Annotated in this window: 22 protein-coding genes; 12 read left to right on the forward strand and 10 right to left on the reverse strand. The window is 42.4% G+C overall.

The window, feature by feature from the left end:
- Nucleotide 1 precedes the first annotated feature (1 nt).
- A complete protein-coding gene (locus tag B9T23_RS04880; RefSeq protein ID WP_086193234.1) occupies nucleotides 2-781 on the reverse strand; it encodes an enoyl-CoA hydratase in 780 nt (259 codons plus the stop codon).
- 309 nt (nucleotides 782-1,090) lie between these two features.
- Here B9T23_RS04880 and B9T23_RS04885 point away from each other — a divergent pair, with 309 nt between their 5' ends.
- The 3 genes from B9T23_RS04885 to B9T23_RS04895 all read left to right on the forward strand — a co-directional run bounded on the left by B9T23_RS04885 (nucleotide 1,091) and on the right by B9T23_RS04895 (nucleotide 5,378).
- Complete coding sequence (locus B9T23_RS04885) at nucleotides 1,091-2,245, forward strand: acyl-CoA dehydrogenase family protein (RefSeq protein WP_086193235.1); 1,155 nt, start codon at nucleotides 1,091-1,093, stop codon at nucleotides 2,243-2,245.
- A 57-nt stretch (nucleotides 2,246-2,302) separates the two neighbouring features.
- The gene (locus tag B9T23_RS04890; RefSeq protein ID WP_086193236.1) at nucleotides 2,303-3,541 is read left to right on the forward strand and encodes an MFS transporter; all 1,239 of its coding nucleotides are present in this window, start codon (nucleotides 2,303-2,305) and stop codon (nucleotides 3,539-3,541) included.
- Between the two features lie 124 nt (nucleotides 3,542-3,665).
- Nucleotides 3,666-5,378, forward strand: coding sequence for an electron transfer flavoprotein-ubiquinone oxidoreductase (locus B9T23_RS04895; RefSeq protein ID WP_086193237.1), 1,713 nt, complete (start codon nucleotides 3,666-3,668; stop codon nucleotides 5,376-5,378).
- A gap of 346 nt (nucleotides 5,379-5,724) precedes the next feature.
- On the opposite strand, the gene B9T23_RS16865 is transcribed toward B9T23_RS04895, so the two are convergent.
- Nucleotides 5,725-6,195, reverse strand: coding sequence for a transposase family protein (locus B9T23_RS16865; RefSeq protein ID WP_213033029.1), 471 nt, complete (start codon nucleotides 6,193-6,195; stop codon nucleotides 5,725-5,727).
- Nucleotides 6,143-6,553, reverse strand: coding sequence for a transposase family protein (locus B9T23_RS04905; RefSeq protein WP_171263055.1), 411 nt, complete (start codon nucleotides 6,551-6,553; stop codon nucleotides 6,143-6,145). The genes B9T23_RS16865 and B9T23_RS04905 overlap by 53 nt, the downstream gene beginning before the upstream one ends.
- A 348-nt stretch (nucleotides 6,554-6,901) precedes the next feature.
- Here B9T23_RS04905 and B9T23_RS04910 point away from each other — a divergent pair, with 348 nt between their 5' ends.
- Entirely contained in the window at nucleotides 6,902-7,339 is a 438-nt protein-coding gene (locus tag B9T23_RS04910) for a DUF2147 domain-containing protein (protein ID WP_407640416.1), read from the forward strand.
- A 213-nt stretch (nucleotides 7,340-7,552) separates the two neighbouring features.
- Here the strand turns inward: B9T23_RS04910 and B9T23_RS04915 are convergent, their stop codons facing one another.
- Both B9T23_RS04915 and B9T23_RS04920 read right to left on the reverse strand, forming a co-directional pair.
- Nucleotides 7,553-9,244, reverse strand: a complete 1,692-nt coding sequence (locus tag B9T23_RS04915; RefSeq protein WP_086193240.1) for an AMP-binding protein — start codon at nucleotides 9,242-9,244, stop codon at nucleotides 7,553-7,555.
- Between the two features lie 101 nt (nucleotides 9,245-9,345).
- The gene (locus tag B9T23_RS04920; protein ID WP_086193241.1) at nucleotides 9,346-9,972 is read right to left on the reverse strand and encodes a TetR/AcrR family transcriptional regulator; all 627 of its coding nucleotides are present in this window, start codon (nucleotides 9,970-9,972) and stop codon (nucleotides 9,346-9,348) included.
- Between the two features lie 148 nt (nucleotides 9,973-10,120).
- Between B9T23_RS04920 and B9T23_RS04925 the strand changes: the two genes are divergently transcribed.
- The 7 genes from B9T23_RS04925 to B9T23_RS04955 all read left to right on the forward strand — a co-directional run bounded on the left by B9T23_RS04925 (nucleotide 10,121) and on the right by B9T23_RS04955 (nucleotide 18,078).
- Nucleotides 10,121-11,293: an isovaleryl-CoA dehydrogenase gene (locus B9T23_RS04925; RefSeq protein ID WP_086193366.1), complete on the forward strand. Its 1,173-nt coding sequence runs from the start codon at nucleotides 10,121-10,123 to the stop codon at nucleotides 11,291-11,293.
- A 42-nt stretch (nucleotides 11,294-11,335) separates the two neighbouring features.
- The gene (locus B9T23_RS04930) at nucleotides 11,336-12,937 is read left to right on the forward strand and encodes a carboxyl transferase domain-containing protein (RefSeq protein ID WP_086193242.1); all 1,602 of its coding nucleotides are present in this window, start codon (nucleotides 11,336-11,338) and stop codon (nucleotides 12,935-12,937) included.
- Nucleotides 12,938-12,949: 12 nt separating this feature from the next.
- Complete coding sequence (locus tag B9T23_RS04935) at nucleotides 12,950-13,750, forward strand: enoyl-CoA hydratase/isomerase family protein (protein WP_086193243.1); 801 nt, start codon at nucleotides 12,950-12,952, stop codon at nucleotides 13,748-13,750.
- 13 nt (nucleotides 13,751-13,763) lie between these two features.
- Complete coding sequence (locus B9T23_RS04940; RefSeq protein WP_086193244.1) at nucleotides 13,764-15,758, forward strand: acetyl/propionyl/methylcrotonyl-CoA carboxylase subunit alpha; 1,995 nt, start codon at nucleotides 13,764-13,766, stop codon at nucleotides 15,756-15,758.
- The gene (locus B9T23_RS04945) at nucleotides 15,755-16,657 is read left to right on the forward strand and encodes a hydroxymethylglutaryl-CoA lyase (protein WP_086193245.1); all 903 of its coding nucleotides are present in this window, start codon (nucleotides 15,755-15,757) and stop codon (nucleotides 16,655-16,657) included. The genes B9T23_RS04940 and B9T23_RS04945 overlap by 4 nt, the downstream gene beginning before the upstream one ends.
- A gap of 83 nt (nucleotides 16,658-16,740) precedes the next feature.
- Nucleotides 16,741-17,448, forward strand: coding sequence for a CoA transferase subunit A (locus tag B9T23_RS04950; RefSeq protein ID WP_086193246.1), 708 nt, complete (start codon nucleotides 16,741-16,743; stop codon nucleotides 17,446-17,448).
- Nucleotides 17,449-18,078, forward strand: a complete 630-nt coding sequence (locus B9T23_RS04955) for a CoA transferase subunit B (RefSeq protein ID WP_086193247.1) — start codon at nucleotides 17,449-17,451, stop codon at nucleotides 18,076-18,078.
- Nucleotides 18,079-18,277: 199 nt separating this feature from the next.
- Here B9T23_RS04955 and B9T23_RS04960 read toward each other — a convergent pair whose 3' ends face one another.
- Genes B9T23_RS04960 through B9T23_RS04970 form a run of 3 tightly spaced genes read right to left on the reverse strand, consistent with a single transcriptional unit; the run spans nucleotide 18,278 to nucleotide 21,930 of the window.
- Nucleotides 18,278-19,756, reverse strand: coding sequence for a sulfite reductase subunit alpha (locus tag B9T23_RS04960; RefSeq protein WP_086193248.1), 1,479 nt, complete (start codon nucleotides 19,754-19,756; stop codon nucleotides 18,278-18,280).
- Nucleotides 19,757-19,769: 13 nt separating this feature from the next.
- Nucleotides 19,770-20,360, reverse strand: a complete 591-nt coding sequence (locus B9T23_RS04965) for a PepSY-associated TM helix domain-containing protein (RefSeq protein WP_086193249.1) — start codon at nucleotides 20,358-20,360, stop codon at nucleotides 19,770-19,772.
- A 10-nt stretch (nucleotides 20,361-20,370) separates the two neighbouring features.
- A complete protein-coding gene (locus tag B9T23_RS04970) occupies nucleotides 20,371-21,930 on the reverse strand; it encodes a DUF2271 domain-containing protein (RefSeq protein ID WP_086193250.1) in 1,560 nt (519 codons plus the stop codon).
- A gap of 105 nt (nucleotides 21,931-22,035) precedes the next feature.
- On the opposite strand from B9T23_RS04970, the gene B9T23_RS04975 reads away from it, so the two are divergent.
- A complete protein-coding gene (locus tag B9T23_RS04975) occupies nucleotides 22,036-22,923 on the forward strand; it encodes a DUF4198 domain-containing protein (protein ID WP_086193251.1) in 888 nt (295 codons plus the stop codon).
- Nucleotides 22,924-23,014: 91 nt separating this feature from the next.
- Here the strand turns inward: B9T23_RS04975 and B9T23_RS04980 are convergent, their stop codons facing one another.
- Together B9T23_RS04980 and B9T23_RS04985 are read right to left on the reverse strand one after the other, a co-directional pair.
- Nucleotides 23,015-24,304, reverse strand: a complete 1,290-nt coding sequence (locus B9T23_RS04980; protein WP_086193252.1) for a DcaP family trimeric outer membrane transporter — start codon at nucleotides 24,302-24,304, stop codon at nucleotides 23,015-23,017.
- A gap of 108 nt (nucleotides 24,305-24,412) precedes the next feature.
- A complete protein-coding gene (locus B9T23_RS04985; protein WP_086193367.1) occupies nucleotides 24,413-25,786 on the reverse strand; it encodes an MFS transporter in 1,374 nt (457 codons plus the stop codon).
- Nucleotides 25,787-26,044 lie beyond the last annotated feature (258 nt).

A 26,044-nucleotide genomic window follows, 5' to 3' on the forward strand; every position in this document is an offset into this window, starting at 1 on the left:
CTTATTCTCCAGTGTACTGTGCAGGACGTTTTTCAAAAAATGCATTCACGCCTTCTTTTTGATCTTGGGTATCAAATAGAATCTGGAAGGCTTTACGCTCTAAAGTCAGCGCACCCTGTAAAGACAAATCCTGACCTAAATTGGTCACTTCTTTAATTTGCTGAACTGCAATTGGAGAGAAACTTGCAATAGTCTTAGCCAGTTCTAATGCATGTGGAATGGTATTTTCATCTTCAACCACTTCCGAGACCAAGCCCATTTGGCTCGCTTCTTCAGCGCTGATAAATTTACCCGACAACACCAACAGCATGGTTTTAAATTTACCAATCGCACGCAATAAACGTTGTGTACCACCCGCGCCCGGCATCAGACCGAGTTTCACTTCAGGTTGACCAAATTTTGCCGATTGACCGGCAATGATGATGTCGGCATGCATCGCCAGTTCACAGCCGCCACCCAAGGCATAGCCATTTACAGCCGCAATGATCGGTTTGCTGCAATCAACCAGGCTTTGCCAGTACTGTTCGGTATGGCGTAAATACATTTGCGCAGTCGTTGCTGTGGTGAAATCTTTAATATCAGCGCCGGCCGCGAAGACCTTTTCACCGCCAGTAATCACAATTGCGCGTACAGCGGGGTTCTGATTCAGCGCTTGAAAAGTTTCTGAAAGTGTCTGACGTAATTCCAGATTCAGTGCATTCCTTGCTTCAGGTCGATGTATTTCTACCAGCGCCACGCCATCTTCTTGAATGTTGAGTTTTAATATTTGAGTGCTTTCCATAATCTTCTCATTTCGCACAGCGGTATATAATTACAATATACATAATTCCAGGCTAATGTTAAATCAAATTTTTTCATATGAAAAATAATTAATAACCATGATAGATCTAGTCAATCTTTAAAAAACAATAACTTAATATCAAAACTCTAATAAATACTAAATACCGCAGTGCGAAATATACTTTCGTATATGTTGTATATGCGATCTTTTTTGATTAGTATCCGCATAAATTTAGCTTAGTGACTACATCTTGTTCGATTTTATTGCGTGGAAAAAACAAGGTGTTAACCCTAAAAACGGAGTTAGGACATGATTCGTGATCAGGAAACCTTAGACCAGTTAGTCGATATGATTCGTCAATTTGTTGAAGGTGTATTAATCCCCAATGAAGAACTCGTTGCTGAAACAGACGAAATTCCTGCAGAAATCGTTCAGCAAATGAAAGAGTTAGGATTGTTTGGTTTAACAATTCCTGAAGAATATGAAGGCCTTGGCCTAACTATGGAAGAAGAAGTTTATATTGCCTTTGAATTGGGCCGTACTTCTCCTGCTTTCCGTTCGCTCATTGGTACCAACAACGGTATTGGTGCTTCAGGCTTGATCATTGATGGTACAGAAGAACAAAAACAGTATTTTCTACCGCGCCTAGCCAGCGGCGAAATTATTGGTTCATTCTGTTTAACCGAACCTGATTCTGGTTCTGATGCTGCATCTTTAAAAACAACTGCAGTAAAAGATGGTGATGAATACATTTTAAATGGCACAAAACGTTTTATTACCAATGCCCCACATGCCGGTGCATTTACGGTAATGGCACGTACCAATCTTGAATTAAAAGGTTCTGCTGCTATTTCTGCATTTATTGTCGACAGTAAAACGCCTGGTATTTCACTGGGTAAACGTGACAAGAAAATGGGTCAAAAAGGCGCTCATACTTGTGACGTGATCTTTGAAAACTGCCGTATTCCAGCATCAGCTTTAATTGGTGGTGTAGAAGGTGTGGGCTTTAAAACTGCGATGAAAGTACTTGATAAAGGTCGTATTCATATTGCAGCGCTTAGCGTTGGCGCAGCAACACGCATGCTAGATGACTCACTGAAATATGCAGTTGAACGCAAGCAATTTGGTCAAGCGATTGCAAACTTCCAGTTGATTCAAGGCATGTTGGCAGACTCAAAAGCTGAAATCTATGCAGCTAAATGCATGGTTTTAGATGCGGCACGTTTACGCGATGCAGGCAAAAATGTCAGCACTGAAGCCTCTTGCGCAAAAATGTTCGCTACAGAAATGTGCGGTCGCGTCGCAGATCGTGGTGTGCAAATCCATGGTGGCGCAGGTTACATCAGCGAATATGCAATTGAACGTTTCTACCGTGATGTGCGTTTATTCCGTTTGTACGAAGGTACAACTCAAATTCAACAAGTGATTATTGCGCGCAACATGATTAAAGAAGCTACGCAATAACAGTTTTGGCTGGGTCACTCTCCTTGCGACTCGGCCTTTTTTATAAGGTAATGGATTATGGCTGTTAATACTTTATCCAAAATTAATTCAAATACTTGGAAAATTGCATTTATTTTTGCGTTCTTGGCCTTATTGGTTGATGGCGCTGACTTGATGCTTTTATCTTATAGCTTAAGCAGCATTAAAGCTGAGTTTGGATTAACAACGGTCGAAGCAGGGATGCTTGGTAGCTTCACCCTTGCTGGTATGGCCATTGGGGGCATTTTTGGCGGTTGGGCATGTGACAAGTTTGGTCGCGTGCGCACTGTAGTGGTTTCGATTTTACTCTTCTCTGTATTGACTTGTGGTTTAGGCTTCACTCAAAGTTTTGCAGAATTCGGTGCTTTACGTTTCTTCGCATCCCTCGGTTTAGGTTCTTTATATATTGCCTCTAACACCTTGATGGCGGAATACGTACCAACCAAATACCGCACCACTGTACTCGGTACACTCCAGGCAGGTTGGACGGTGGGCTATATCGTCGCAACTTTACTTGCAGGCTGGTTAATTCCAGACCATGGCTGGCGTATGCTGTTCTACGTGGCTGCAATACCCGTTGGTTTAGCGATTCTGATGCATTTCTTGGTGCCAGAACCTGCTGCATGGCAAGAAAACCGTTTCAAGAAAGTAGAATTGACAGACAAACCTGCTGAATCGACTTGGAAAATGATTTTCCAAGATAAGAAAAACCGTAATATGTTCATTCTTTGGGCATTAACTGCTGGCTTCTTACAATTTGGTTACTACGGTGTAAACAATTGGATGCCAACATACCTGGAAACTGAATTGGGTATGAAATTTAAAGAAATGACGGCTTATATGGTTGGTACATATACAGCAATGATCTTGGGTAAAATCCTTGCAGGCTATATGGCAGATAAAGTTGGGCGACGTTTTACTTATGCATTCGGTGCCATTGGTACAGCGATTTTCTTACCTCTGATCGTGTTCTATAACTCACCAGAAAATATTCTTTATCTATTAGTCATCTTCGGTTTCTTATACGGTATTCCATATGGTGTAAATGCAACCTACATGACTGAAAGTTTCCCGACAGCCGTACGTGGTACAGCAATCGGGGGTTCATACAATGTTGGTCGTCTTGGCGCTGCCATTGCACCTGCCGTAATTGGTTACTTAGCAAGCGGTGGTTCTATTGGCCTTGGTTTCCTTGTGATGGGTGCAGCATACTTTATTTGTGGTGTGATCCCTGCTCTCTTCATCAAAGAAAAACAATACGATCCACAAAAATCATAAAGTTTTAAAGCCATTAAAAAAAGTCTCTCAGGAGGCTTTTTTTATTTGAAAAATATGAAAATTAAACTTCATAACAAATTTTAAAAATGATAAAATACCGCTAAGCGAAATAAGGTTTTACATTATGGATAATACAACTAGAGAATCGATGGAGTTTGACGTCGTTATCGTAGGCGCAGGCCCTGCGGGTCTTTCTGCAGCGATTAAAATTCGTCAACTTGCAATTGAAAACAACCTAAACGATCTGTCCGTTTGTGTGGTGGAAAAGGGCTCCGAAGTGGGTGCGCACATCTTGTCCGGTGCGGTGCTTGAACCGCGTGCCATGAATGAACTGTTCCCGAACTGGAAGGAAGAAGGCGCGCCTTTAAATGTTCCGGTGACTGAAGACAAAATGTTCTTCTTGCTGTCTGATGAAAAATCACAAGAAGCGCCACACTGGATGGTGCCGAAAACCATGCACAATGATGGCAACTATGTCATCTCGCTTGGCAACGTGGTGCGCTGGTTAGGCACTAAAGCAGAAGAACTGGAAGTGTCCATTTTCCCGGGCTTTGCCGCATCAGAAATTTTGTATCATGAAGATGGCACCGTTAAAGGCATTCAAACTGGTGACATGGGCATCGGCAAGGATGGCGAACCGACGCATAACTTTACTCCGGGTTATGAACTGCATGCCAAATACACCATTTTTGCTGAAGGTTGCCGTGGTCACCTCGGTAAACGTCTGATTGCAAAATATAACCTAGACAAAGATGCCGATCCGCAGCATTACGGCATAGGGATTAAAGAACTCTGGGAAATTGACCCGGCCAAGCATAAACCCGGTCTGGTGATGCATGGTGCTGGCTGGCCATTGAATGAAACCGGTTCTTCAGGCGGCTGGTGGCTCTACCACGCTGAAAACAACCAGGTGACTTTGGGCATGATCGTGGATCTGTCCTACACCAACCCGCATATGTATCCGTTCATGGAAATGCAGCGCTGGAAAACCCATCCTTTAATCAAGCAATATCTTGAAGGCGGCAAGCGTATTTCTTATGGCGCACGTGCCGTGACCAAAGGTGGCTTTAACTCGCTGCCGAAGTTCACCTTCCCGGGTGGCTCATTGATTGGTGATGATGCAGGTTTCCTGAACTTCGCCAAAATCAAGGGTTCTCATACCGCGATGAAATCCGGCATGCTCTGCGGTGAAGCAGTATTTGAAGCAATTGCTGCCGGTGTGGAAAAAGGCGGTGAACTGGCGGTTGCACGCGTTTTAGAGGGCGAAGATTTCTTCACTAAAGAGTTGACGGCTTATACCGACAAGTTCAACAACAGCTGGCTGAAAGAAGAGTTATATAACTCGCGCAACTTTGGCCCGGCGATGCACAAATTTGGTCAGTGGATTGGCGGTGCGTTTAACTTTATCGACCAGAACGTGTTTAAAGTACCTTTCACTTTGCATGATCTGGTACTTGACTATGCAGCACTGAAAACTCAGGCTGCAGAAACCTTCAAGCCGAACTATCCAAAACCGGATGGCAAGCTGACTTTTGACCGTCTGTCTTCGGTGTTTGTATCCAACACCGTGCATGAAGAAAACCAGCCGGCGCATTTAAAACTGACCGATGCTTCTATTCCAGTAAACGTGAATTTGCCGAAATGGGACGAGCCTGCGCAGCGCTATTGCCCTGCTGGCGTTTACGAAATCATGGAAGAGAACGACGGTTCGAAACGCTTCCAGATCAATGCAGCCAACTGTGTGCACTGCAAGACCTGTGACATCAAGGATCCCTCTCAGAACATCACCTGGGTAACCCCTGAAGGTGGCGGTGGTCCGAACTATCCGAATATGTAATTTGGATAGTTCTTGCGCTGCAATGCAGCTCATACCCACAATGCAGACGTTTAGATAACGCCTTCATTTATTTTTTTAGGTAATCTGAGCCTTCAAGGAGGCTCAGATTAAAAATATTTTCACTGATTTTTCGCATAAATTCGAAATCAAATATTATTCGTTTCAATAAAATTTCTGACTTGAGACTGACAGATCATTTTTATAATAAAAATTTCATAGAGTAAATTAATAAAAACTATAAAATTTTATATCGATGATTGTTATACAAATTTCTCTAAATACAGCACATAAAATTTAACTCATTTTCTTTTTTTATCTTATTGATATAAAAGACTTCTTTCATAAATCATTTTTTACTCAGCTCCAAGTTGTAGATTCCAGCAATTAAATTGAATCTCAAACCGAGTCTTCTGCCTCTATTTCGATAACGCTCAGCAAGGATCTTGAAGGTTTTCAGCCTGCCAAATACATGTTCAATCCCTATTCTTCTTTTATTGATTTCCTGATTATAGATTTTGAGTTCAGGATCCAATTTACACTGTCTTTTGGCTTTTAAGGGTAACAGGCTATTCGGATACAAAGTATAAATTCCCTGATAGCCTTTATCTGCAAGGATAAAAGACCCCAAAGGAATCTGGTTTAAATTACGGTTGAACAACTCGAAATCATGTACAGTACCGCGACTGCTACATAAACTCAGTATTTGCTGAGTCTTGTAGTGAATCATGGCCTGTACTTTGAAGGTATGGGTCTTTTTCTTGCCACTATAGCTTTTCTTCTGTTTTTTTAGGCCTTTGGATTGGAATTTCCGTGGCATCCACGATCACCACATTCCAGTCGATGCCTTCACCTTCGGGTAAACTCTTCGGTAAATTAAACAGCTTAGACTGAATCAGGCAGTCTTCAACATGACGTACAACTCTTGAAGCTGTCGGCTCTGAAACCCCGTAACTCGTCGCAACGTGAAATAAGGTTCGGTATTCCCGCCAATAGCTCAGACAGAGAAGAACCTGGTCTTCCAGGCTTAACTTGGGCGGTCTGCCTTTAGTAGGAACATGTTTCTTCAATTGCTCAACCATTAAATAGAAGGTTGACCATGAGATGCCGGTGTATCGCTTGAACTGAGGATCAGAAAGCTTGTTTGAATCGATGTATTTCATCCGCAGATTATGCACGAATGCTAAGAAATCCGGAGTGCAAATATCAACCAAAAAGAAGATCACTTTTTGATTTATGAAAGAGGTCTAAAGAAGATATTTAATGATATGAGCTAGATTTTAATTAAATATAAGACAGCGAATATAGATTCAATGCCAAGGCTCTATTTATTTATCGCTTACTTTATCTGGGTAAAGACTACAAACATAAATATATAAAAAATCCATAACAACTACTATTTTTTTTATAATAATTCTAATTGAACATATGTTCTTCTTTTTCGAGTAGAAGTCTGGAATGTGTATACAAAACTTCTATTAATTTTAAAGAAAAAACTTACTCAAATCAGTTGAGGTCTAATGATGATAAAAACAACTCTAAGTGTATTAGGACTACCTCTAGTTTCTAGCCTTGCTTTAGCTTCTGATCCATTACATGGCACTAAATGGAAAACCATCGATGATGAAACCAAAAAGCCATTATCGATTGTTCAATTTTCTGAAACCTCGAACGGTGTACTTTCTGCAAAAATTCTAGATGTACTGGACGGTACTGAAGGTGAAAAATGCACAAAATGTGCAGGTAAATTCCATAACAAATCAATTGAAGGTATACAGATTGTTTCAGGTCTGAAAAAGACTGCAAATAATGTTTATGATGGCGGAAAAATTACCGACCCTAAAAATGGTAAAACTTATAGCTTTAGTGCAAAGTTATCCAATGATGGTAAAACCTTAGCGGGACGTGGCTATATTGGTATTTCTGCTTTAGGACGTAGCCAAACCTGGATTCGTATAAACTAATTCTCTGGTTGATGTATCAAAAAAAGCGACTTTATTAAGTCGCTTTTTTATGGGTGTCTATCCTCATGATTAATCATCTTTCATGACAATGAATACCTGTGTTATTCAACCTGAATCATTTTTAATATCTTGATTTCAGCAGATATCTGCTCCTCCCGTTATTTAATAATATCGGGGGGTATACAGATCTTAAAAGCAAATATTGAATTAATGTTAAGCAATATCTTCCAGTAAGTTTAGTTCCTGACGCATCAATTCCTGCAATTTGAATTTCTGTGCCTTGCCTGAGGCGGTCATTGGAAATTCAGTAAAGAAGCGTACATATCGCGGTACTTTATTGTGCGAGATATGCTCTGCACAATACTTACGAATCGCTTCTTCATTGATCTGATGATGCTCGTGCAGGATAATACACGCACAAAGTTCCTCACCATAACGTGCATCTGGCAGACCAATCACCTGTACATCCGAAACATCCGGATGAGTATACAGAAAATCTTCTATTTCTTTCGGGAATAAATTCTCGCCGCCACGAATGACCATATCTTTAATCCGGCCTTTAATTTTTACAAAGCCTTCTTCATCCATTTCGGCAATATCACCGGTATGCATCCACTTGGCAACATCAATCACTTCTTGAGTCTTGTCCGTATCTTCCCAATAACCAAGCATGACTGAATAGCCACGTACACAGAGCTCACCGAGGTTTCCACGCGGTACAACTTTGCCATTTTCATCGACAATTTTGATTTCAAGATGTGGATGGACCCGACCTACAGTACCTACACGACGTTCCACAGAATCTGCCGTTGAACTTTGTGCACTCACAGGCGCTGTTTCAGTCATACCATAACAGATGGTGATTTCTTTCATGTGCATGCGTTCAATCACGCGCTGCATAATTTCACGCGGACACGGACTGCCCGCCATGATACCGGTACGTAAGCTTGAAAGATCGAACTCATCGAACTGTTCATGTTCCAATATGGCAATAAACATGGTCGGAACACCATACGCCGCGGTACATTTTTCTTGCTGGATGGTTTTCAGGGTATCGAGCGGATTAAACACAGCCGATGGATACACCATGGTTGAACCATGGGTAATGCAGGCCAAGTTCCCCATCACCATGCCAAAACAGTGGAATAATGGAACCGAAATACACACCCGATCCTGCGGGGTTAGATGAATCGCTTCACCGACAAAATAGCCATTATTCAAAATATTATTGTGCGTCAGCATGGTTCCTTTCGGATTACCCGTGGTGCCGGAAGTAAATTGAATATTAATGGTTTCATCAAACTGCAAATCAGCGGCAATCGCTTGTAATTGATCTAACTGTGCAGCCGTCGGTTCTGGCAATAAGTCAGCGAAACGGTGAATACCGGTATGCTGTTCATGGTCAATTTTAATAATGTGCTTTAAATGCGGGAGTCTTTGAGAAGAAAGCAGTTTATCTATCGATTGGGTAATTTCAGGGGCAATTTTAGTCAAGATGTCCTGATAATTACTGCTCTTAAATTGAGGTGCAATGACCAATGCCTTGCAGGATACTTTATTCAGCACATATTCAAGTTCACTGCTTTTATACGCTGGATTTAAATTGACTAAAATCATACCAGCTTTAAATGCTGCAAATTGTGTAATGGTCCATTCCACACAATTGGGTGACCAAATCGCGATTCGATCGCCCTTTTCCAAGCCTAATTGAAGCAGGCTGCAAGCAAATGCATTGACTTGATCCTGTAGCTGTTTATAGCTTAAGCGTACATTTTGATGCACGCTGACCACAGCATCTTGTTCAGCATATTGCTGGCACGCCTGATCAAACTTTTCACCAATGGTCATCCCAAGTAAAGGCTGACTGCTTGTTCCATAGGCATAACTTAACCGTACTTGTGTCATTGAATCACTCTCCTTGATTCTTTGTAATTATGATTCTTTCACTTTAATTGTTTTGACTCAGACAACTTTCCCAAACAGCCTTATTTTTTGTGTTTAACCGATCAATCTCCCTCCTTTAAGCAAACTCCACTTACACAAAAATCGGCAATCTGTTTGACAAAATAGTCTTTATAGGCCTGATCAAACCTGACATTTTTAGAAGGATTTAATGGTTCAATTACCACAAAAGTCATGGCGCCAACCACGCACAGCGCTGCGGTATTTAAATCTTCAAATCCAAACTCGCCATTGATTTTACCTTCGGCAAGTATTTCATTAATGCTTTGTTTAATCAGCTGCTTACTACGAAAACGCTCATGCTCTATCGAAGGATCGACAGGTTCAAACATCAGCGAATACGCAAGCTGGGGACTGTTTAATGCACGTTTAACGAAAGTGGACACTGCCTTGTGTAATTTTTCAGCGACTGGCAGATCACTTGCAGCAATGTTATTCAAAATTTGAATTTCATACTGAATTGCATCCGACAATACTTCAATTAACACTTGGCTTTTATTATCGAAATAACGATAAACCAGACCACTGGAAACGCCAGCACGCTCAGCAATCGCCTGAATTTGCGCATCTTTAAATCCCCCTTGAGCAATCAGTTCACGAGCAGACTGCAAAATCGTTTGGCGATTTTGCTCCATTCGTTCCTGCATCAATGATGATCTTTTATAACTCATAATCTTATTCTCAACCAGATAAAATGAATTGTAAATCATTTTGTGAATTTAGATTCACTTTTTTAAAAAATAGTTGTATTGTAAAAATCAAGCACAACAAAAATGCTTTTTTGGAACAACAAATATAACCATCAGGATGAATGAAGAAATGAATCTACAAAGCTTAAATTTCGGTTTGGATGAAACGCTAGTTGCCTTACAAGATTCAATCGCAGCATTCTGTGCAAAGGAGATTGCACCGATTGCTCAGCAAGTTGACCAAGACAATGAATTTCCTGCTCACCTATGGAAAAAGTTTGGTGATATGGGACTGCTTGGTCTAACTGTAAGTGAAGAATACGGTGGTACTAACCTTGGTTATTTGGCCCATATTATTGCCATGCAAGAAATTTCCCGCGCATCAGCATCGATTGGTTTGTCTTACGGGGCACATTCTAACTTATGTGTAAACCAAATTAAGCGAAATGGTTCTGAACAACAAAAACAAAAGTACTTACCTAAACTGGTTTCCGGCGATTTTGTCGGTGCCCTTGCGATGTCAGAACCAAATGCGGGTTCGGATGTGGTGAGCATGAAATTAAAAGCTGAAGACAAAGGCGATCATTACCTGCTGAATGGTTCAAAAATGTGGATCACCAATGGCGGCGATGCTGACGTCTTGGTGGTCTATGCCAAAACTGACCTGAAAGCCGGTTCTAAAGGCATGACGGCTTTTCTGGTTGAAAAAGGCATGCCGGGTTTTAGCCATGGCACCCATTTAGATAAATTAGGGATGCGCGGCTCAAACACCTACCCGCTTTTCTTCGACAATGTAGAAGTCCCGAAAGAAAATGTGCTTGGCGGTGTGGGTAATGGCACCAAGGTTTTAATGAGCGGTTTGGACTACGAACGTGCAGTTTTAAGTGCCGGTCCGTTGGGCATTATGGATGCATGTCTAGACACGGTACTTCCGTATATTCATGACCGTAAACAATTTGGTCAGGCACTCGGTGAATTCCAGTTGATGCAAGGCAAAATTGCCGATATGTACTCCACTTGGCTAGCATGTAAAGCCCTGGTTTATGCAGTGGGTGCTGAATGTGACAAGGCTGAACATAGCCGTAGCTTACGTAAAGATGCAGCAAGTGCAATTTTATATGCTGCTGAAAAAGCCACCTGGATGGCAGGTGAAACCATTCAAACCTTAGGTGGTAATGGCTATATCAATGAATTTGCAGCAGGTCGTTTATGGCGCGATGCCAAACTTTATGAAATTGGTGCGGGAACTTCTGAAATCCGTCGCATGCTGATTGGTCGCGAACTGTTTAATGAAACAGCTTAAATCACGGTCTGTAGGCACATTGAATTAAAAGGAAGTTCGAACATGAATAGATTACAAAGCAAAATTAATATTCGAAGTGAAGATTTTAAAACCAACCAAGCTGCCATGCAGATTTTGGTCGATGATTTAAAACAAAAAGCGCAACAGATTGCTTTAGGCGGTGGCGAAAAAGCCCGTGAAAAACATTTGGCTCGCGGCAAACTTTTACCGCGTGAACGCGTTGATCATCTGATTGATGCTGGAACAGCTTTCTTGGAAATTGGTCAATTGGCAGCCTATAAAGTCTATCCGGATGATGTGCCTGCTGCAGGCGTGATTGCCGGAATTGGTCAGGTAAATGGCGTGACCTGCATGATTGTGGCTAATGATGCTACGGTGAAAGGCGGAACCTACTATCCGCTGACAGTGAAGAAACATTTACGTGCTCAAGAAATTGCAGAACAAAACCATTTACCGTGTATTTATCTGGTCGATTCAGGTGGCGCGTACTTACCAATGCAGGATGAAGTGTTCCCGGATCGTGATCATTTCGGACGTATTTTCTATAATCAGGCGCGTATGTCGAGCCAAGGCATTGCTCAAATTGCCGTGGTGATGGGAAGCTGTACTGCAGGTGGTGCTTATGTCCCTGCCATGTCAGACGAAACCATTATCGTGCGTAATCAAGGCACGATTTTCTTGGGCGGCCCACCTTTGGTGAAAGCTGCGACCGGTGAAGTGGTCAGTTCTGAAGACTTGGGCGGTGGCGATGTCCATACCCGCTTATCAGGCGTGGCAGATCATCTGGCTGAAAGCGATGAACATGCAATTGCCATTGCCCGAAATATTGTGGCGAATTTAAATAAAAACCCGAATAAAACTGCAGATGAAATTGAAGCACCATTATTTGATGCACAAGAACTGTATGGCGTAGTGCCAAGTGATGCACGTAAGCCATTTGATGTGCGTGAAGTGATTGCCCGTATTGTCGATGGTTCACGTTTTGATGAATTTAAAGCCCGCTTTGGTACGACATTAATCACAGGTTTCGCTGAACTTTTTGGTATGAAAGTCGGCATCATTGCCAATAACGGCATTTTGTTTTCGGAATCGGCTCAAAAAGGTGCGCATTTCATTGAACTGTGTACTCAACGCAATATTCCCCTGTTGTTCATTCAAAATATCACTGGCTTTATGGTCGGTCGCCAGTATGAAAATGAAGGCATTGCCAAAAATGGCGCCAAACTGGTAATGGCCGTGGCCAATGCCAATGTGCCTAAACTGACCTTGGTGATTGGTGGTTCGTTTGGTGCCGGTAATTACGGCATGTGTGGTCGTGCCTATTCTCCACGCTTTCTTTGGACTTGGCCGAATTCACGTATTTCGGTGATGGGTGGTGAGCAAGCTTCAAGCGTCCTATCCACTTTAAAGCGCGATCAGATTGAACAAAAAGGTGAAACCTGGTCAGCGGAACAGGAAGATCAATTTAAACAACCAATTCGCGATCAATACGAGCGCCAAGGTCATCCTTATTATGCTTCAGCGCGTCTTTGGGATGACGGTGTGATTGATCCTGCGCAAACGCGTCAGGTCTTGGGCTTAAGTTTGGCAGCTGCTTTAAATGCACCAATTTTACCAACCAAATTTGGTGTGTTCCGCATGTAAGGGGTGAAAAAAATGACCTATCAATTTTTACAACTCGAACAACAGAATCAGGTCGCTACGGTGTGGATTAATCGTGCCGAACTCCACAATGCCTTCAATACCACCGTGATTGAAGAATTGCATGCCTGCTTTCAAGCTTTAAATAGTCGTGATGATGTGCGTGTCGTGGTTTTGGCGGGTCGAGGTAAGAGTTTCTCGGCCGGAGCCGACTTGAACTGGATGAAACAGGCGGGACAAGCATCGCAAGCGGAAAATCAAGCTGATGCGCTGAAACTGGCGAAAATGTTGCAGAGTCTGGCGACTTTAAAACAGCCAACCATTGCACGGGTACACGGTATTGCTTTTGGTGGTGGTATGGGGCTGGCTTCAGCCTGCGATATCTGTATTGCCAGTAGTGATGCCAAGTTTGCCACGTCTGAAGTTCGTTTAGGTTTAGCGCCATCGACGATTAGTCCCTATGTGATTCGTGCCATTGGTGCCCGTCAGGCTTCTCGCTATTTCTTAACCGCCGAACGCATTACTGCCGAGCAAGCACAAAAAATCGGTCTGGTTCATGAGGTCACCGCTGTAGAAGAGCTGGATAGCAAGATTGATGAAATTGTTCAAGCCTTGCTTTTGGGTGGCCCTGCCGCGCAGACATCATCCAAACAACTGATTCAAATGGTCGATCAACAGGTTCTAACCGAAGAATTACTACTGCAAACAGCCCAACATATTGCCCATGTACGCCAAGGATTAGAGGCTAAAAATGGCTTGAGTGCTTTTTTAGATAAGCAAAGTCCTTCTTGGATTATCTCTACAGCACAACAATAATAAGGATCATACAATGTTTGAAAAAATCTTAATTGCGAACCGTGGTGAAATCGCCTGCCGTGTGATTCGTAGCGCAAAAAAACTTGGAATCGCGACGGTGGCTGTCTATTCCGATGCCGATGCACAATCGCAACATGTCAAACTTGCCGATGAAGCGATTTATATTGGTGAATCCCCAGCGGCACAAAGTTATTTACAGATTAATCGTATTATTCAAGCGGCTATAGATACCGGTGCTCAAGCCATTCATCCAGGTTACGGTTTTTTGTCGGAAAACGACCAGTTTGCCGAAGCCTGCCAAGCCAATAACATTACCTTTATTGGTCCACCAGTGGCGGCTATTTTGGCCATGGGCTTAAAAGCGACTTCAAAAGCGCTGATGGAAAAAGCCGGTGTTCCGCTTACTCCAGGCTATCATGGCAGCAATCAAGAGGCTGAATTTTTAAAACAACAGGCTGATGGCATTGGCTATCCTGTGCTGATTAAAGCCAGTGCCGGTGGCGGTGGTAAAGGCATGCGTCTGGTTGAACGCAGTGAAGATTTCCTGAGTTCACTGGCATCTTGTAAAAGCGAAGCCAAATCCAGCTTTGGTAATGATGAAGTATTAATTGAACGTTATGTGATTAATCCGCGTCATATTGAAGTGCAAGTCTTTGGTGACTCACATGGCAATTACGTGCATTTATTTGAACGTGATTGTTCGGTACAACGCCGTCATCAAAAAGTGCTTGAAGAAGCCCCTGCACCACTGGTTTCACAAGATAAACTTGATGCCATGCGCCAAGCCGCGATTGACGCCGCGCGTGCGGTTGATTATGTCGGTGCGGGTACGGTCGAGTTTATTGTAGAGCAAGACGGAACCGCATATTTTATGGAAATGAATACCCGTCTACAGGTTGAACATCCGGTCACTGAAATGATCACGGGTGTTGATCTGGTTGAATGGCAGTTGCGTGTTGCCTTTGGTGAGCCATTACCGAAACAGCAAGATCAGTTAAAAATCCATGGTCATGCCATTGAAGCCCGCGTCTATGCAGAAGAACCTGAAAAAGGCTTTATTCCTGCAATTGGTCAAATCAGCTATTTGCACTACCCTGAACAAAACCAGCATGTCCGGGTCGACAGCGGTATTGTTCAAGGTGACGAAATCAGCACCTATTACGATCCGATGATTGCCAAACTGATTGTCTGGGGTGAAAACCGTGAAGCCGCTTTATTGCAAATGCATCATGCCTTAGGTCAGTTCCATGTTGATGGTTTGGGCAATAATATTGCATTCTTAGATCGCATCATTCGTTGTGATTCATTTAAAAATGCCGAATTGGATACCAATCTGATTCAGCGTGAAGATGAGTTCCTGTTTAAAAATATTCCATCGCTGCAACCTGAGCTGGTTGTTGCAACGGCATTGACAGAGTTGCTGCTACGTTTTAGTAAAAATAAACCTGCAAGCAATCCGGTCTGGCAAAATGAAACGCTATGGCGCGTTAATATCAGCCCAAGCTATGTAATTAAGTTGAAGTTAGATGAAGTACTTTTTCAAGTTAATTTAAGCGCTGAAAAAGAAGGTTTTATTGCTGAATATCAAGGTGAAAAATTCCATATTTCTGGACAGCTTTTAAATAGCAATACCGCGCATTTCAATATTAATGGCAAACAAGACAAAATTGCGTTTAGTCAAAATACACAAGGCCTGACTATTTTCAAAAATGGTCAAAGCCACAAATTTAGTTATCTCAACCAGAAATTCAGTTCTGAGGATGCACAAAGTACTGAAGGCAACTTAAAAGCGCCAATGCCAGGTGTAATTACCCAAGTACTGGTTGCTGCCAATGATCAGGTGAAAAAAGATGATGTGCTGATGACGCTTGAAGCCATGAAAATGGAATATTCAATTCGTGCACCGCATGACGGCATCATTTCCGCTTCCTATTTCCAAGCCGGTGACCAGGTCAAAGCCGGTGATGAACTTGTGGAATTTCAAGCCCTAGTGGAGGAAGTTGCATGAGTGAATTTGTCAAAATCGTTGAAGTCGGTCCGCGCGATGGCCTGCAAAATGAAAAGACGCCTCTTACGCTTGAACAACGCAAAGACTTTATTCTGGACCTCATGCAAACAGGCTTGAAGTTGATTGAAGTCGGTTCTTGTGTTTCGGCAAAGTGGGTGCCGCAAATGGCAGACAGTGATGTGCTGTTTGCCAGCTTGCCGCAAGATCCGAACATTCAATTCAGTTTGCTCACTCCAAACCTGAAAGGTTTCGAATCTGCACTGGCTGTGGGATGTAAAGAGGTTGCGGTGTTTACCGCAGCTTCTGAAAGTTTTACCCGCAAAAACATTAACTGTTCCATTGATGAAAGCTTCGAAAAGTTTGCAGATATCATGGCAGTAGCCAAAGCCAATGATATTAAAGTTCGTGGTTATGTCTCGTGTATGGTGGATTGCCCCTATGAAGGTGCAATTGATCCTCAGCAAGTGGCCAAAGTCTGCAAGCGATTATTGGATATGGGCTGCTATGAAGTTTCCTTGGGTGAAACCATTGGCACCGCCACCCCAAATCGAGTCAAAATAGTTTGGGATGCCTGCCTTGCTGAATTAGACAGCCAAGTTTTGGCGGGTCATTTTCATAATACTTACGGCATGGCGATTGCCAACATCTATCAATCGCTTAATCAAAACATTCGGATATTTGACTCGTCGATTGCGGGTCTAGGTGGCTGCCCCTATGCCAAAGGTGCTTCGGGCAATGTGGCCACAGAAGACTTGTACTATTTATTGTCCAAGATGGGTTTTGAAACCGGTATCAACTTGGATGCATTAATGCATGCAAGTCAAAATATCAGTCAGGTATTAAAGCGCAATAATCCATCGAACTATGCCAATGCCTATTGGCAAACCCAGTGTGCCTGACACAAAGCGGCGATTTTTAAACTGATAAAAAAATTAAAGTTGGTCATACAAAGGACTGACCATGGATAAAAAAGAGGGATTAAATGCCAAATAAAGTTTATGAAAGTGCACAAGCGGCATTACAAGATATCGTCAAAGACGGTCAAACCTTAGCAGTCGGTGGTTTCGGTTTATGTGGCATTCCGGAAGCATTAATTGCGGCACTCAAAGACACCGGTGCCAAACAATTGACCTGCATTTCCAACAATGCCGGCGTCGATGGTTTTGGTTTGGGTATTTTGCTCGAAACTAAACAAATCAAAAAAATGATTTCATCCTATGTGGGTGAAAACAAAGAATTCGAACGTCAGTATTTAAACGGCGAACTGGAAGTTGAACTGACACCGCAAGGCACATTGGCGGAAAAACTTCGTGCCGGTGGTGCCGGTATTCCGGCATTTTTCACCCAGACTGGTGTGGGAACGCTGATTGCCGAAGGGAAAGAAGTTCGTGAATTTGAGGACAAGGAATATATTCTGGAAAATTCCTTAACTGCCGATATTGCCCTGGTTAAAGCCTATAAAGCAGACAAAGCCGGAAATTTGATTTTCCGTAAAACTGCACAAAACTTTAATCCAGTCTGTGCCATGGCCGGTAAAATCAGCATTGCCGAAGTGGAAGAAATTGTTGAAATTGGCGATTTGGATCCCGATGAAATCCATCTTCCCGGCATTTATATCAACCGTATTATTTTAAACCCCCATCCTGAAAAACGCATCGAACAAATGACATTAAAAGCGGAGGCTGTATAAATGGCTTGGACTCGTAATGAAATGGCACAGCGTGCCGCTTTGGAACTTGAAGATGGTTTCTATGTCAATTTAGGCATTGGCTTACCGACACTGGTGGCGAACTATATCCCTGAAAATATGGATGTCTGGTTACAGTCAGAAAATGGCTTATTGGGCATTGGTGAATTTCCAACGCAGGAAACTGTCGATGCAGATTTGATTAATGCCGGCAAACAAACCGTTACTGCTCGCAAAGGTGCCGCTTTTTTCTCCAGCGCTGACTCTTTCGCGATGATTCGTGGTGGTCATGTCAATATTGCCATTTTAGGTGCGATGGAAGTCTCCCAAACAGGTGATTTAGCCAACTGGATGATTCCGGGTAAAAAAGTCAAAGGCATGGGCGGTGCCATGGACTTGGTTGCGGGTGTACAGAAAGTGGTTGTGTTGATGGAACACTGCGCTAAAGATGGCACGCCAAAAATTGTCGAGCAATGTGCCCTGCCACTCACCGGTAAAGGCGTAGTACACCGTATTATTAGTGACTTGGGTGTACTCGATATTACCGCTGAAGGTGTTAAACTGGTTGAACTGGCTAAAGACGTCAGCTTTGAACATATTCAAAAAGTTACCGGTGTAAAACTGATTCAATAATTCATTTTTTAAATTTGATTTCTATTTTACCGCCCCCCCTTAAAGCTGAGCACAGTTTTAGGGGTAAATCGTTTTTGGCATGAATACTAGGTCGAACGCTTAGCTATATTCCAGCTACTTTTTAACAATAAAATATAGGATTAAGGGCATGTAAACATGCCCTTTTTATATTGAATTCAATTTAATACATAAACTGTCTTTAATAAACATCTCGTTGATAGCGCCCTTCAAGTTTCATCTGTTCTAATTGTTCAGCACCTAGAATATTGAACAAGGTCTGATCTACTTCTTGTGCCATGCCTTTTAAGCTACCGCAAACATAAATGGATGCACCAGTTTCAACCCAATGCAAAAGCAGTTCAGATTTTTGCTGCAAGATATGTTGTACATAGATTTTTTCAGTTTGATCACGGGAAAATGCATAATCCACATAAGGCAGCAAACCTTGCGTTTTCCACAGTTGGATCTGCTCTTTATACAGATGGTCAAACTGCTGCTGGCGTTCACCGAAAATAAGCCAATTTTGCTGATCGCCCCATTGCTGTCTTTGCGCTAAATGAGCGACTAGACCCGCGATTCCCGTTCCATTGCCAATTAGAATTAAAGGTTTGTGGGTCGGTTTTAAATGGAATGTAGGATTAGAGCGGATTTTTGCAACAATCGCTTGTCCAAGCAAGGCATGTTCAGTTAACCAACCAGAACCTAGACCTAAACCTGTTGCCGTTTTTTCCTGTCTCACCACCAGTTCTAGAATGCTTTGTTCAGGAATACTGGCAATTGAATATTCACGAATGGCTAACTCATCAAAGCGTTGGATCCAATCCTCAAAAGATTCATTGAGTCGCTGTTCGGGGATTTGTCTTAAATTCTTAAACTGCAATATCGCTAATAAATCGTCATTCACTGTTTTTTGCTGGGCTTGTAAAAATGCCTGTATATCTTCAAGCCGATTGCCACATTGAACTTCTAGAATATCTCCAGATGACCATGTAAGCCCTTCAATATAAGACAATTGAATTTGATAAATTGGATTGCCTTGGCTACCGTTATTTAAACACACCCGATTTTCCAAGATAAAGGAATGCCAGTTTTGCGCTTGTTCAACAGGCATTAATTGTTGATGCGTGAGCTGTTCTAAACGTTGTGTCCAGAGATTTAAATCTACCTGCTTCAAATAATCGACACAGACCATTTCAAATAAAGCTTGTGCTTGATGCTGTTGCAAATGGTGATTTAAAAGCTGTCCAAATTGACAAAAATTGCTATAGCGCTTATCACCCAAGGCTAAAATGGCATAGGACTGATGGGAAAGGTCTAAAGCCGGATGGCTAAAGATATTCTTTACCACCATCCGTGCAGTATCAGGTGCATCACCTTCACCATAGGTACTCACAAACCATAAGACTTTGTTGGCTTGCAGTAAGTGTTCAACAGTCAAATATTGAATATCGACCACGGTGACGGTTTGCCCAACATGTTTTAACTGTTGTGCTGTGTGCCTGGCAAAATTTTCTGCCTGCCCCGATTGACTTGCAAAAACAATCAGATAATCTTTGTGATTAAATATCGTTTCTTTTTTTTGCTTACGATTGATTAAAATCAAGTAAGCAATAATCACGGCATAAAGCAGTAATAAAATGGCGAGTGCAATTAAAACCACAGCAACAGAATGTGTCATGAGATGAGATTACCTATACCGCAGTCCAAATCAGTAAAATAATCATCGCCAGACTGACTGCTGTGAGCACCAGGTGTGTGACGAGTCGTGTTTTAATGCTTAAAAACAAAATATAGCCCGCTAATGACAACATAATATAAATAATCGCGCTGATATCAATCAGCCAGCTCCAACCCAGCCCTGAATTTTTGCCACGGTGTAAATCATTCAGCATCGATACTGTAGACGCCGGCTTTTGGGTGATTTCAGTTTCCCCTGTATCCGCCATCACAAAAATATCGGTCGCTCCGGCTGGACTTTCCAGACGAATCATCACTTCGTTGTCCATGACTTCGCTACTTTGATAACGTCCAACCAGATTTTGCTGTTGGCGGACATAAGTCAAAATAGTATCGCTTGGGTTTTCTTGCTGCTTAATCGACTTTAGAACAGATGCAGGTAAAGTCAATTTAGCCGTTTCTTCTGTTTGAGCCGGTTCAAACCATTCAGGATGATTCAGCAACAAGCCCGTCACAGAAAAAAACAGTAAAGTGATAAATGCAAAAGCTGAAAGCCAGCCATGCACATAGCGTGCATGGCGGTAAAAATCACGACGTTGATACACGTATTCGGCCTTAGTTCACTTTCTGAAAGTTGAGTTGTACTGTGCCAATTTCTTTTTGCGCAGGTAGCGTCTGGTTTGAGCCTTTGGCTTTTACATCCAGATTGAATGTTTGATAAGAATGTTCACCATGCTCACGCGAGGTTTCAATATGAATCAGGTACTGACCTGCTGCTACCGCTTTACCGGTTTCATCTTTACCATCCCAAGCCAATTTGTAATGACCCGGTTGACGTGAGGGTTTCGCTACGGCATCCAAGTTTGGCATTTGGCGTCCATAACGGCGATACCAGACATAGTTCGAGTTAATCCATTTCTCATCTTTGCCCCACACCGCCAAGGTACGGACAATTTTTTTATTGGCATCTGTTACCCAAACCGAAACATATGGGGCACGGTATTTTTCAACAGCAATTTTAGGAATCGTCAGGTCAATAATGGCTTGATAACCTGCTGGCCATTTTGCAGAGGATTGACCGGCTGCTACAGTTCGCATTTCTGCATGTTGAGGCGTTTGAACCAGGCTGTTCCAACCCGAACTTAGATAAACCTGACCATCCGTCAAAGTCACTTTAGCTTCATAACCAATCAGTGCTTCAATAAGTTCCAAGCCTTCAGATGGCGTCATTGCGGCTAAAGCTGTCGCTAAAGCATCAGCATCTGCTGCACAGGTTCCGACCACAACACATTGTTCGACTTGCTGTAAAGGCATGCCCGTTTTCGGGTCTAGTAAATGAGTTTGTCCTGCAAGACTGCGGTAACCTTGTCCACTAAAGGCAATCGCTTGATCTTTTAAGTTCAAAACTTGTTGTGGTGCGCTGTTATCCGTATGGTCAAAGGCATCTTGTACGCCAATTTTCCAGCCATCTTTTTGTGGAGCATTACCCCAAACACGGATTTCACCGCCAATATCCACCAACAGACCTTCAATACTTGGCACAGCTTTACGCGCTGCAACCAGTGCACGGTCAATAATATATCCTTTGGCATAGGCATCTGGTGCAAATTTCACAGCTGAATCCATCGCAATGCTTTGTTGTTCTGCATCTAATTTTACGCTGTCAGCTTTTAACTGATTTAAAACTTGGGCACGGGTGGCTTCATCCAGTTTGACTACACCTTGAGATTGTTCCCATAAAGTAACCAGTTGACCCAATCGGGCATCGAAAGCGCCACAAGTTTTATCACGCCAGTTTTCACAGGCCGCAATCACTTCAAAAAGTTCAGCTGAAACATTGCCCTGTTTATTGTTATTTAAAGCAGTAATTTCACTGTCATCACGCCAGATCGATAACACCTGATCTAACTGGCTAATTTCTTTTTGAATGGCATCTACAGCGCGTTTAGCCTCTTGTTTAGAAGCACCTTGAACCACGATATCTAAAGACGTACCTAAAATATGGTCACGATGGAAACGATGGGTTTGTGTGGCAATATTTTCAGACTGCTCTATTTTTTCACTTTGCTCGGCAGCATTTGCATGAAAAGGAGAAATCAGTGCCAGCGCCATAACCAATGGTGAGAGACGGAATGCCTTACGGATAGGATAAAAATTTCTAACAGCAGATGACATGCTGATTCTCCAGATTATTTTTAATGAATACTATTGATAATGATAGTAATTATCAAGTAGATTACGGTCATTCTATTAAATAAAGTTGATCTGGAGTACCTAACAATGAATAACTGGTTAAAAATTGCTTTACTCACCTCTCTACCCGTACTGAGTCACGCTCATACCATGAGCCCTTTTCTGCTTCCTGAAGTATTTGATACCAAGGCAGCGCAAAGTATTAGTTTCCAAAGTGCGATTACGGTCGAGAAGTTTTTCGTTGCTGGGAATAACTTTAAAACCACGTATGTTGTTACCGAACCTGACGGTCAACAAAAACCGATAAATGCAGCAGCATCATTAAAACGCTTTAATGTTGCAGAATTTGATTTACCTCAAGAAGGTACTTACCGGATTCGTACTCAAGATGCGCTGGGTAATAGTGGTAAATATGCCTTGGTTGATGGTCGCTGGTTACGTGTTCGTCCAGTTCGTGCTCCGATGCAAGCGCCTGCAGCTAAACCTGTTGAAACAGCAAGCACTCAAAAAGAACCTGTCAATAATCAACCACCACGCGTGATTGCAGCGGATCAAGTGCCTGCAAATGCGAAAACGCTTGAAGTGACTAACCACTTTATTGCGGAAAGTTATGTGACTAAAGGCAAACCCTCTGCGCTTTCAGCACCAAGCAAGAAAGGTTTTGAGTTCAAGTTACTGACTCATCCAAATGAGTTATATGCAGGAGAATCATTAAAAGCACAGGTTTTAATGAATGGCAAACCTGTTCCTAACCTTGAAATTGATGTGTTTAAAGGTGCCAGCAGTTACGAGCCTAATGCAAAACGTGAACAGCCCCATGTAAAAACCAATGCTAAAGGCGAAGTAGATATTAAATTAGATCAAGCAGGTATTTATTTAATTACCACGTCTTATCCAGAAGCAAATGAGGATGCCACTCAAAAACCGGCAACAGAAAACTTTACTTATGGCTTAACGGTAGAAGTCACTGAATAATGTTGATGGATAGATAAAATCCAAAAAATGCTTCATATAAGAAAGCCCCTATTTGAAAATAGAGGCTTTCTTAATTAGTCGTTATAGAAGATTAAAAGTTATAGATCGCTACAGCATTCAGGCGGTTGTCTTCACCAGTCTTACTACCATTTGGTGCAGCACCAAACGCTTCACGTTCACCATAGACATATTCCAGACCAAAACTTAAAGGCTTGGTTGGGCTATAGAAAATATTTGCCCATGCCTGCCAAAGTTCTTTGTTGGCTTTGGTTTTATCTGCAAGAGCATCAATATAGTTTTGATCTTCATCAAAAGTCATATAACCATATCCCAAAGTACCGCGTAGTTTTTCATTAAACTGTTGGGTCAAACCTACAGTAATCGAATCAAACTCACTTTGTACAAGGCTACCATCCGCTTGTGTCACCACACCACTATTGGTAAAGGAAACAAAACTGCTGTCTCCTTTGACATGGTAATAATCGGCTTTTAGGGTTGTTCCCGGTACCACATCATACTTGGCACCCATACCCACACCCCATGCCATTTCTTCATCATTATTGATGCGTTTTTCATGACCCATGGCACGTGCACTGATGTTGAAATTGTCGGCAAACTGATGGTTTAATCGCGCTGTTAATGCAGGTAAACGCTGTGTAGTTAACTTATCTTTCGGATCTTCAGCCGCTACAACCAAATTGGTTTGTGGACTAAATTTGGTGGTATAACGCACTTGTGGCGTACGTTTTACTGCCCCCCCCACAAAAGCTAAGGCATCAATGGTTTCTGGCATATAGTCAGGTACTGCAAAGTTTGACCAGGTTTGCCCCATCAGCCAGTTACCATAATTCACATAGGCGTGACGGATACGCAAATTATCAAGGTTGGCTCCACCCAAGAAGTCAACTTCAATTTTACCCTTGACCTCTTGCTCAGCAGCCTGAGTTTTAAAATCCAGACCTAAACGCGTCGCAGATAAAGTCGATCTTAAACGATCACTATTTCCAGCAGTACCTTCCAGTGGCACGCTATTGATCTGGTTATATGGCATATCCACACCACCACCTTCAGCCTGATAGGATGCATCTGCACGGACATTACCATACAGATTAAACTCGGCACCTTTGGCAGTTTTCAGTACAGGGGTTGCTGTAACCACAGGCGCTGGACGTTGAACCGCTGCAATAGCAGTTGCAGTCTGCGCTGTCTGTACTTTTTGCTGTTCAACCAGGTTACGCAAAGCTTGAACTTCCTGTCTGAGCTGTTCAATTTCTTTTTGCTGTTGGGTTTGGGCTTGGGCCGTTACGCTGACTCCCCCTACACTTAGGGCAATCATGCTCATCATGAACGTGCGTTTCATTGTTGGTTGCGTGGTGTTCATCCTAAACTCACTTGTTGTTGTTCGATCAAATATTAGCAATAGATTTTCGCTACTACGATGGCAATCTATTTCACTTAGACCATTGTCTTAATTGAAAATGATAAGAAATTATTGGGTTAATTTTCGCGTAATTGATGTAGGGTTAACCTCATGCGCTGTACGGGATTGACCATCAACAGACGCTTTTAAATTGACCAGATAAATGGCCAAGGCAGCAATAATTCCTGGAATAGCGATGGCCAAAAAGTTTATTTGATGAGGTAATTCAAAAGTGAGTAAGGTGCCGGTTAAGACAGGTCCAACAATGGCACCAATTCGTCCAATTCCTGATGCCCAGCCCATACCTGTTGAGCGAACTGCAGTTGGGTAAAATTGTGCAACAAAAGTATAAAGCAGAATTTGTGAGCCGATGGTTGCTGCACCAGCAATCGCAATCAGAACATATAGCACCGCTTGTGGGCTGTTAAAGCCAAGCAAGATTAAGGCAATCGCTCCGACAGTAAACATAATGCTCAGTACCGGTTTTAAATGGAATCGATCCGCTAAAACACCGCCACCAATTGCGCCGATCATGCCGCCAATATTCAGGGCAAACAGGAACATGAGACTTGCACCCAATGAATAGCCGGCCTGAATCATCAGTTTTGGCAACCAGCTGCCTAATGCATAGACCATCAGCAAGCACATAAAGAATGCTGCCCAAAACATTAAGGTACTGAACATGCGGCCTTGCTGAAATAAAGCACGTAACGGTGCCTCATCACCAACAGTAGGTTCATTCAGAACAAAAGTCGTTTCTGGGTCAATCTCTTGTTCAGGTGCAATTTTTTTCACAATTGCACGAGTCTTTTCTGTTTCACCCTTTTTGGTCAAAAACATCAGGGATTCTGGGAGATATTTCCAAATTAACGGTAAGGTAAACAAAGGAATGCTGGCGATATAGAACATGATTTTCCAGCCATGGTCTGCCACTAGCCATGCGCCCAAGAGAGCTGAAGCCATACCACCAATGGCATAGCCACTAAACATAATGGCAACCAAGGTGCTGCGAATACGTTTAGGTGCATATTCAGTCATCAGCGCAACCACGTTTGGCATTACTCCGCCAATACCCAATCCTGCCAAGAATCGTAATATGCCAAATTCAGTCGGTGTGCTTGCAAATGCGCCCATGAAAGTAAAACCGCTAAAAATGGCAATACAGATCATGATGGTTTTTTTGCGACCTAGCTTGTCTGAGAGTGTGCCAAAACTCATGGCACCAAACATCATGCCGAACAGAGCGGTACTGGCCAGCAATCCGGCTTGTACTGAACTGAGTGCCCACTCCTGCATTAAAATAGGTAGGACTACGCCATAAATGACTAAATCATAACCGTCGAAAATAATAATCATTAAACACCAAATCAGCACTCCCCAATGAAAAGGAGTAAATTTGGCTTCATCCACTAAAGTATTTATGTTCAGTTTATTGGTATTCACTTTGCGCTCCTGCATATGAATCTTTAGATTTGTACAGACAATGCGGCAAAGTGTTTTTTTTGTCCAAAACCGATTACATATATATTCATACCTTAAAAGTTAGACTCGCGTTATTAAAAACGAAAACAATACCTTATAGATATCTAAAAACTGGATTCTGCCGGTTGTGACATTTTATTTTCTCTATTGACCTTATTTTTCTGATAAAAAATATGCCTACTGATCAAATATAGACAACTTGATCAGTAGGCATATTTC

The organism is Acinetobacter terrae, from assembly GCF_002135195.1.
Classification (GTDB): domain Bacteria; phylum Pseudomonadota; class Gammaproteobacteria; order Pseudomonadales; family Moraxellaceae; genus Acinetobacter; species Acinetobacter terrae.

Bases quoted from the DNA above. Each gene is read 5' to 3' on its own strand.
- B9T23_RS04880 (WP_086193234.1), bottom strand. From the start codon at position 781: ATGGAAAGCACTCAAATATTAAAACTCAACATTCAAGAAGATGGCGTG.
- B9T23_RS04975 (WP_086193251.1), top strand. From the start codon at position 22,036: ATGAATAACTGGTTAAAAATTGCTTTACTCACCTCTCTACCCGTACTG.
- B9T23_RS04980 (WP_086193252.1), bottom strand. From the start codon at position 24,304: ATGAACACCACGCAACCAACAATGAAACGCACGTTCATGATGAGCATG.
- B9T23_RS04890 (WP_086193236.1), top strand. From the start codon at position 2,303: ATGGCTGTTAATACTTTATCCAAAATTAATTCAAATACTTGGAAAATT.
- B9T23_RS04885 (WP_086193235.1), top strand. From the start codon at position 1,091: ATGATTCGTGATCAGGAAACCTTAGACCAGTTAGTCGATATGATTCGT.
- B9T23_RS04895 (WP_086193237.1), top strand. From the start codon at position 3,666: ATGGATAATACAACTAGAGAATCGATGGAGTTTGACGTCGTTATCGTA.
- B9T23_RS04950 (WP_086193246.1), top strand. From the start codon at position 16,741: ATGCCAAATAAAGTTTATGAAAGTGCACAAGCGGCATTACAAGATATC.
- B9T23_RS16865 (WP_213033029.1), bottom strand. From the start codon at position 6,195: ATGCCACGGAAATTCCAATCCAAAGGCCTAAAAAAACAGAAGAAAAGC.
- B9T23_RS04945 (WP_086193245.1), top strand. From the start codon at position 15,755: ATGAGTGAATTTGTCAAAATCGTTGAAGTCGGTCCGCGCGATGGCCTG.
- B9T23_RS04930 (WP_086193242.1), top strand. From the start codon at position 11,336: ATGAATAGATTACAAAGCAAAATTAATATTCGAAGTGAAGATTTTAAA.
- B9T23_RS04925 (WP_086193366.1), top strand. From the start codon at position 10,121: ATGAATCTACAAAGCTTAAATTTCGGTTTGGATGAAACGCTAGTTGCC.
- B9T23_RS04960 (WP_086193248.1), bottom strand. From the start codon at position 19,756: ATGACACATTCTGTTGCTGTGGTTTTAATTGCACTCGCCATTTTATTA.
- B9T23_RS04915 (WP_086193240.1), bottom strand. From the start codon at position 9,244: ATGACACAAGTACGGTTAAGTTATGCCTATGGAACAAGCAGTCAGCCT.
- B9T23_RS04955 (WP_086193247.1), top strand. From the start codon at position 17,449: ATGGCTTGGACTCGTAATGAAATGGCACAGCGTGCCGCTTTGGAACTT.
- B9T23_RS04935 (WP_086193243.1), top strand. From the start codon at position 12,950: ATGACCTATCAATTTTTACAACTCGAACAACAGAATCAGGTCGCTACG.
- B9T23_RS04970 (WP_086193250.1), bottom strand. From the start codon at position 21,930: ATGTCATCTGCTGTTAGAAATTTTTATCCTATCCGTAAGGCATTCCGT.
- B9T23_RS04940 (WP_086193244.1), top strand. From the start codon at position 13,764: ATGTTTGAAAAAATCTTAATTGCGAACCGTGGTGAAATCGCCTGCCGT.
- B9T23_RS04920 (WP_086193241.1), bottom strand. From the start codon at position 9,972: ATGAGTTATAAAAGATCATCATTGATGCAGGAACGAATGGAGCAAAAT.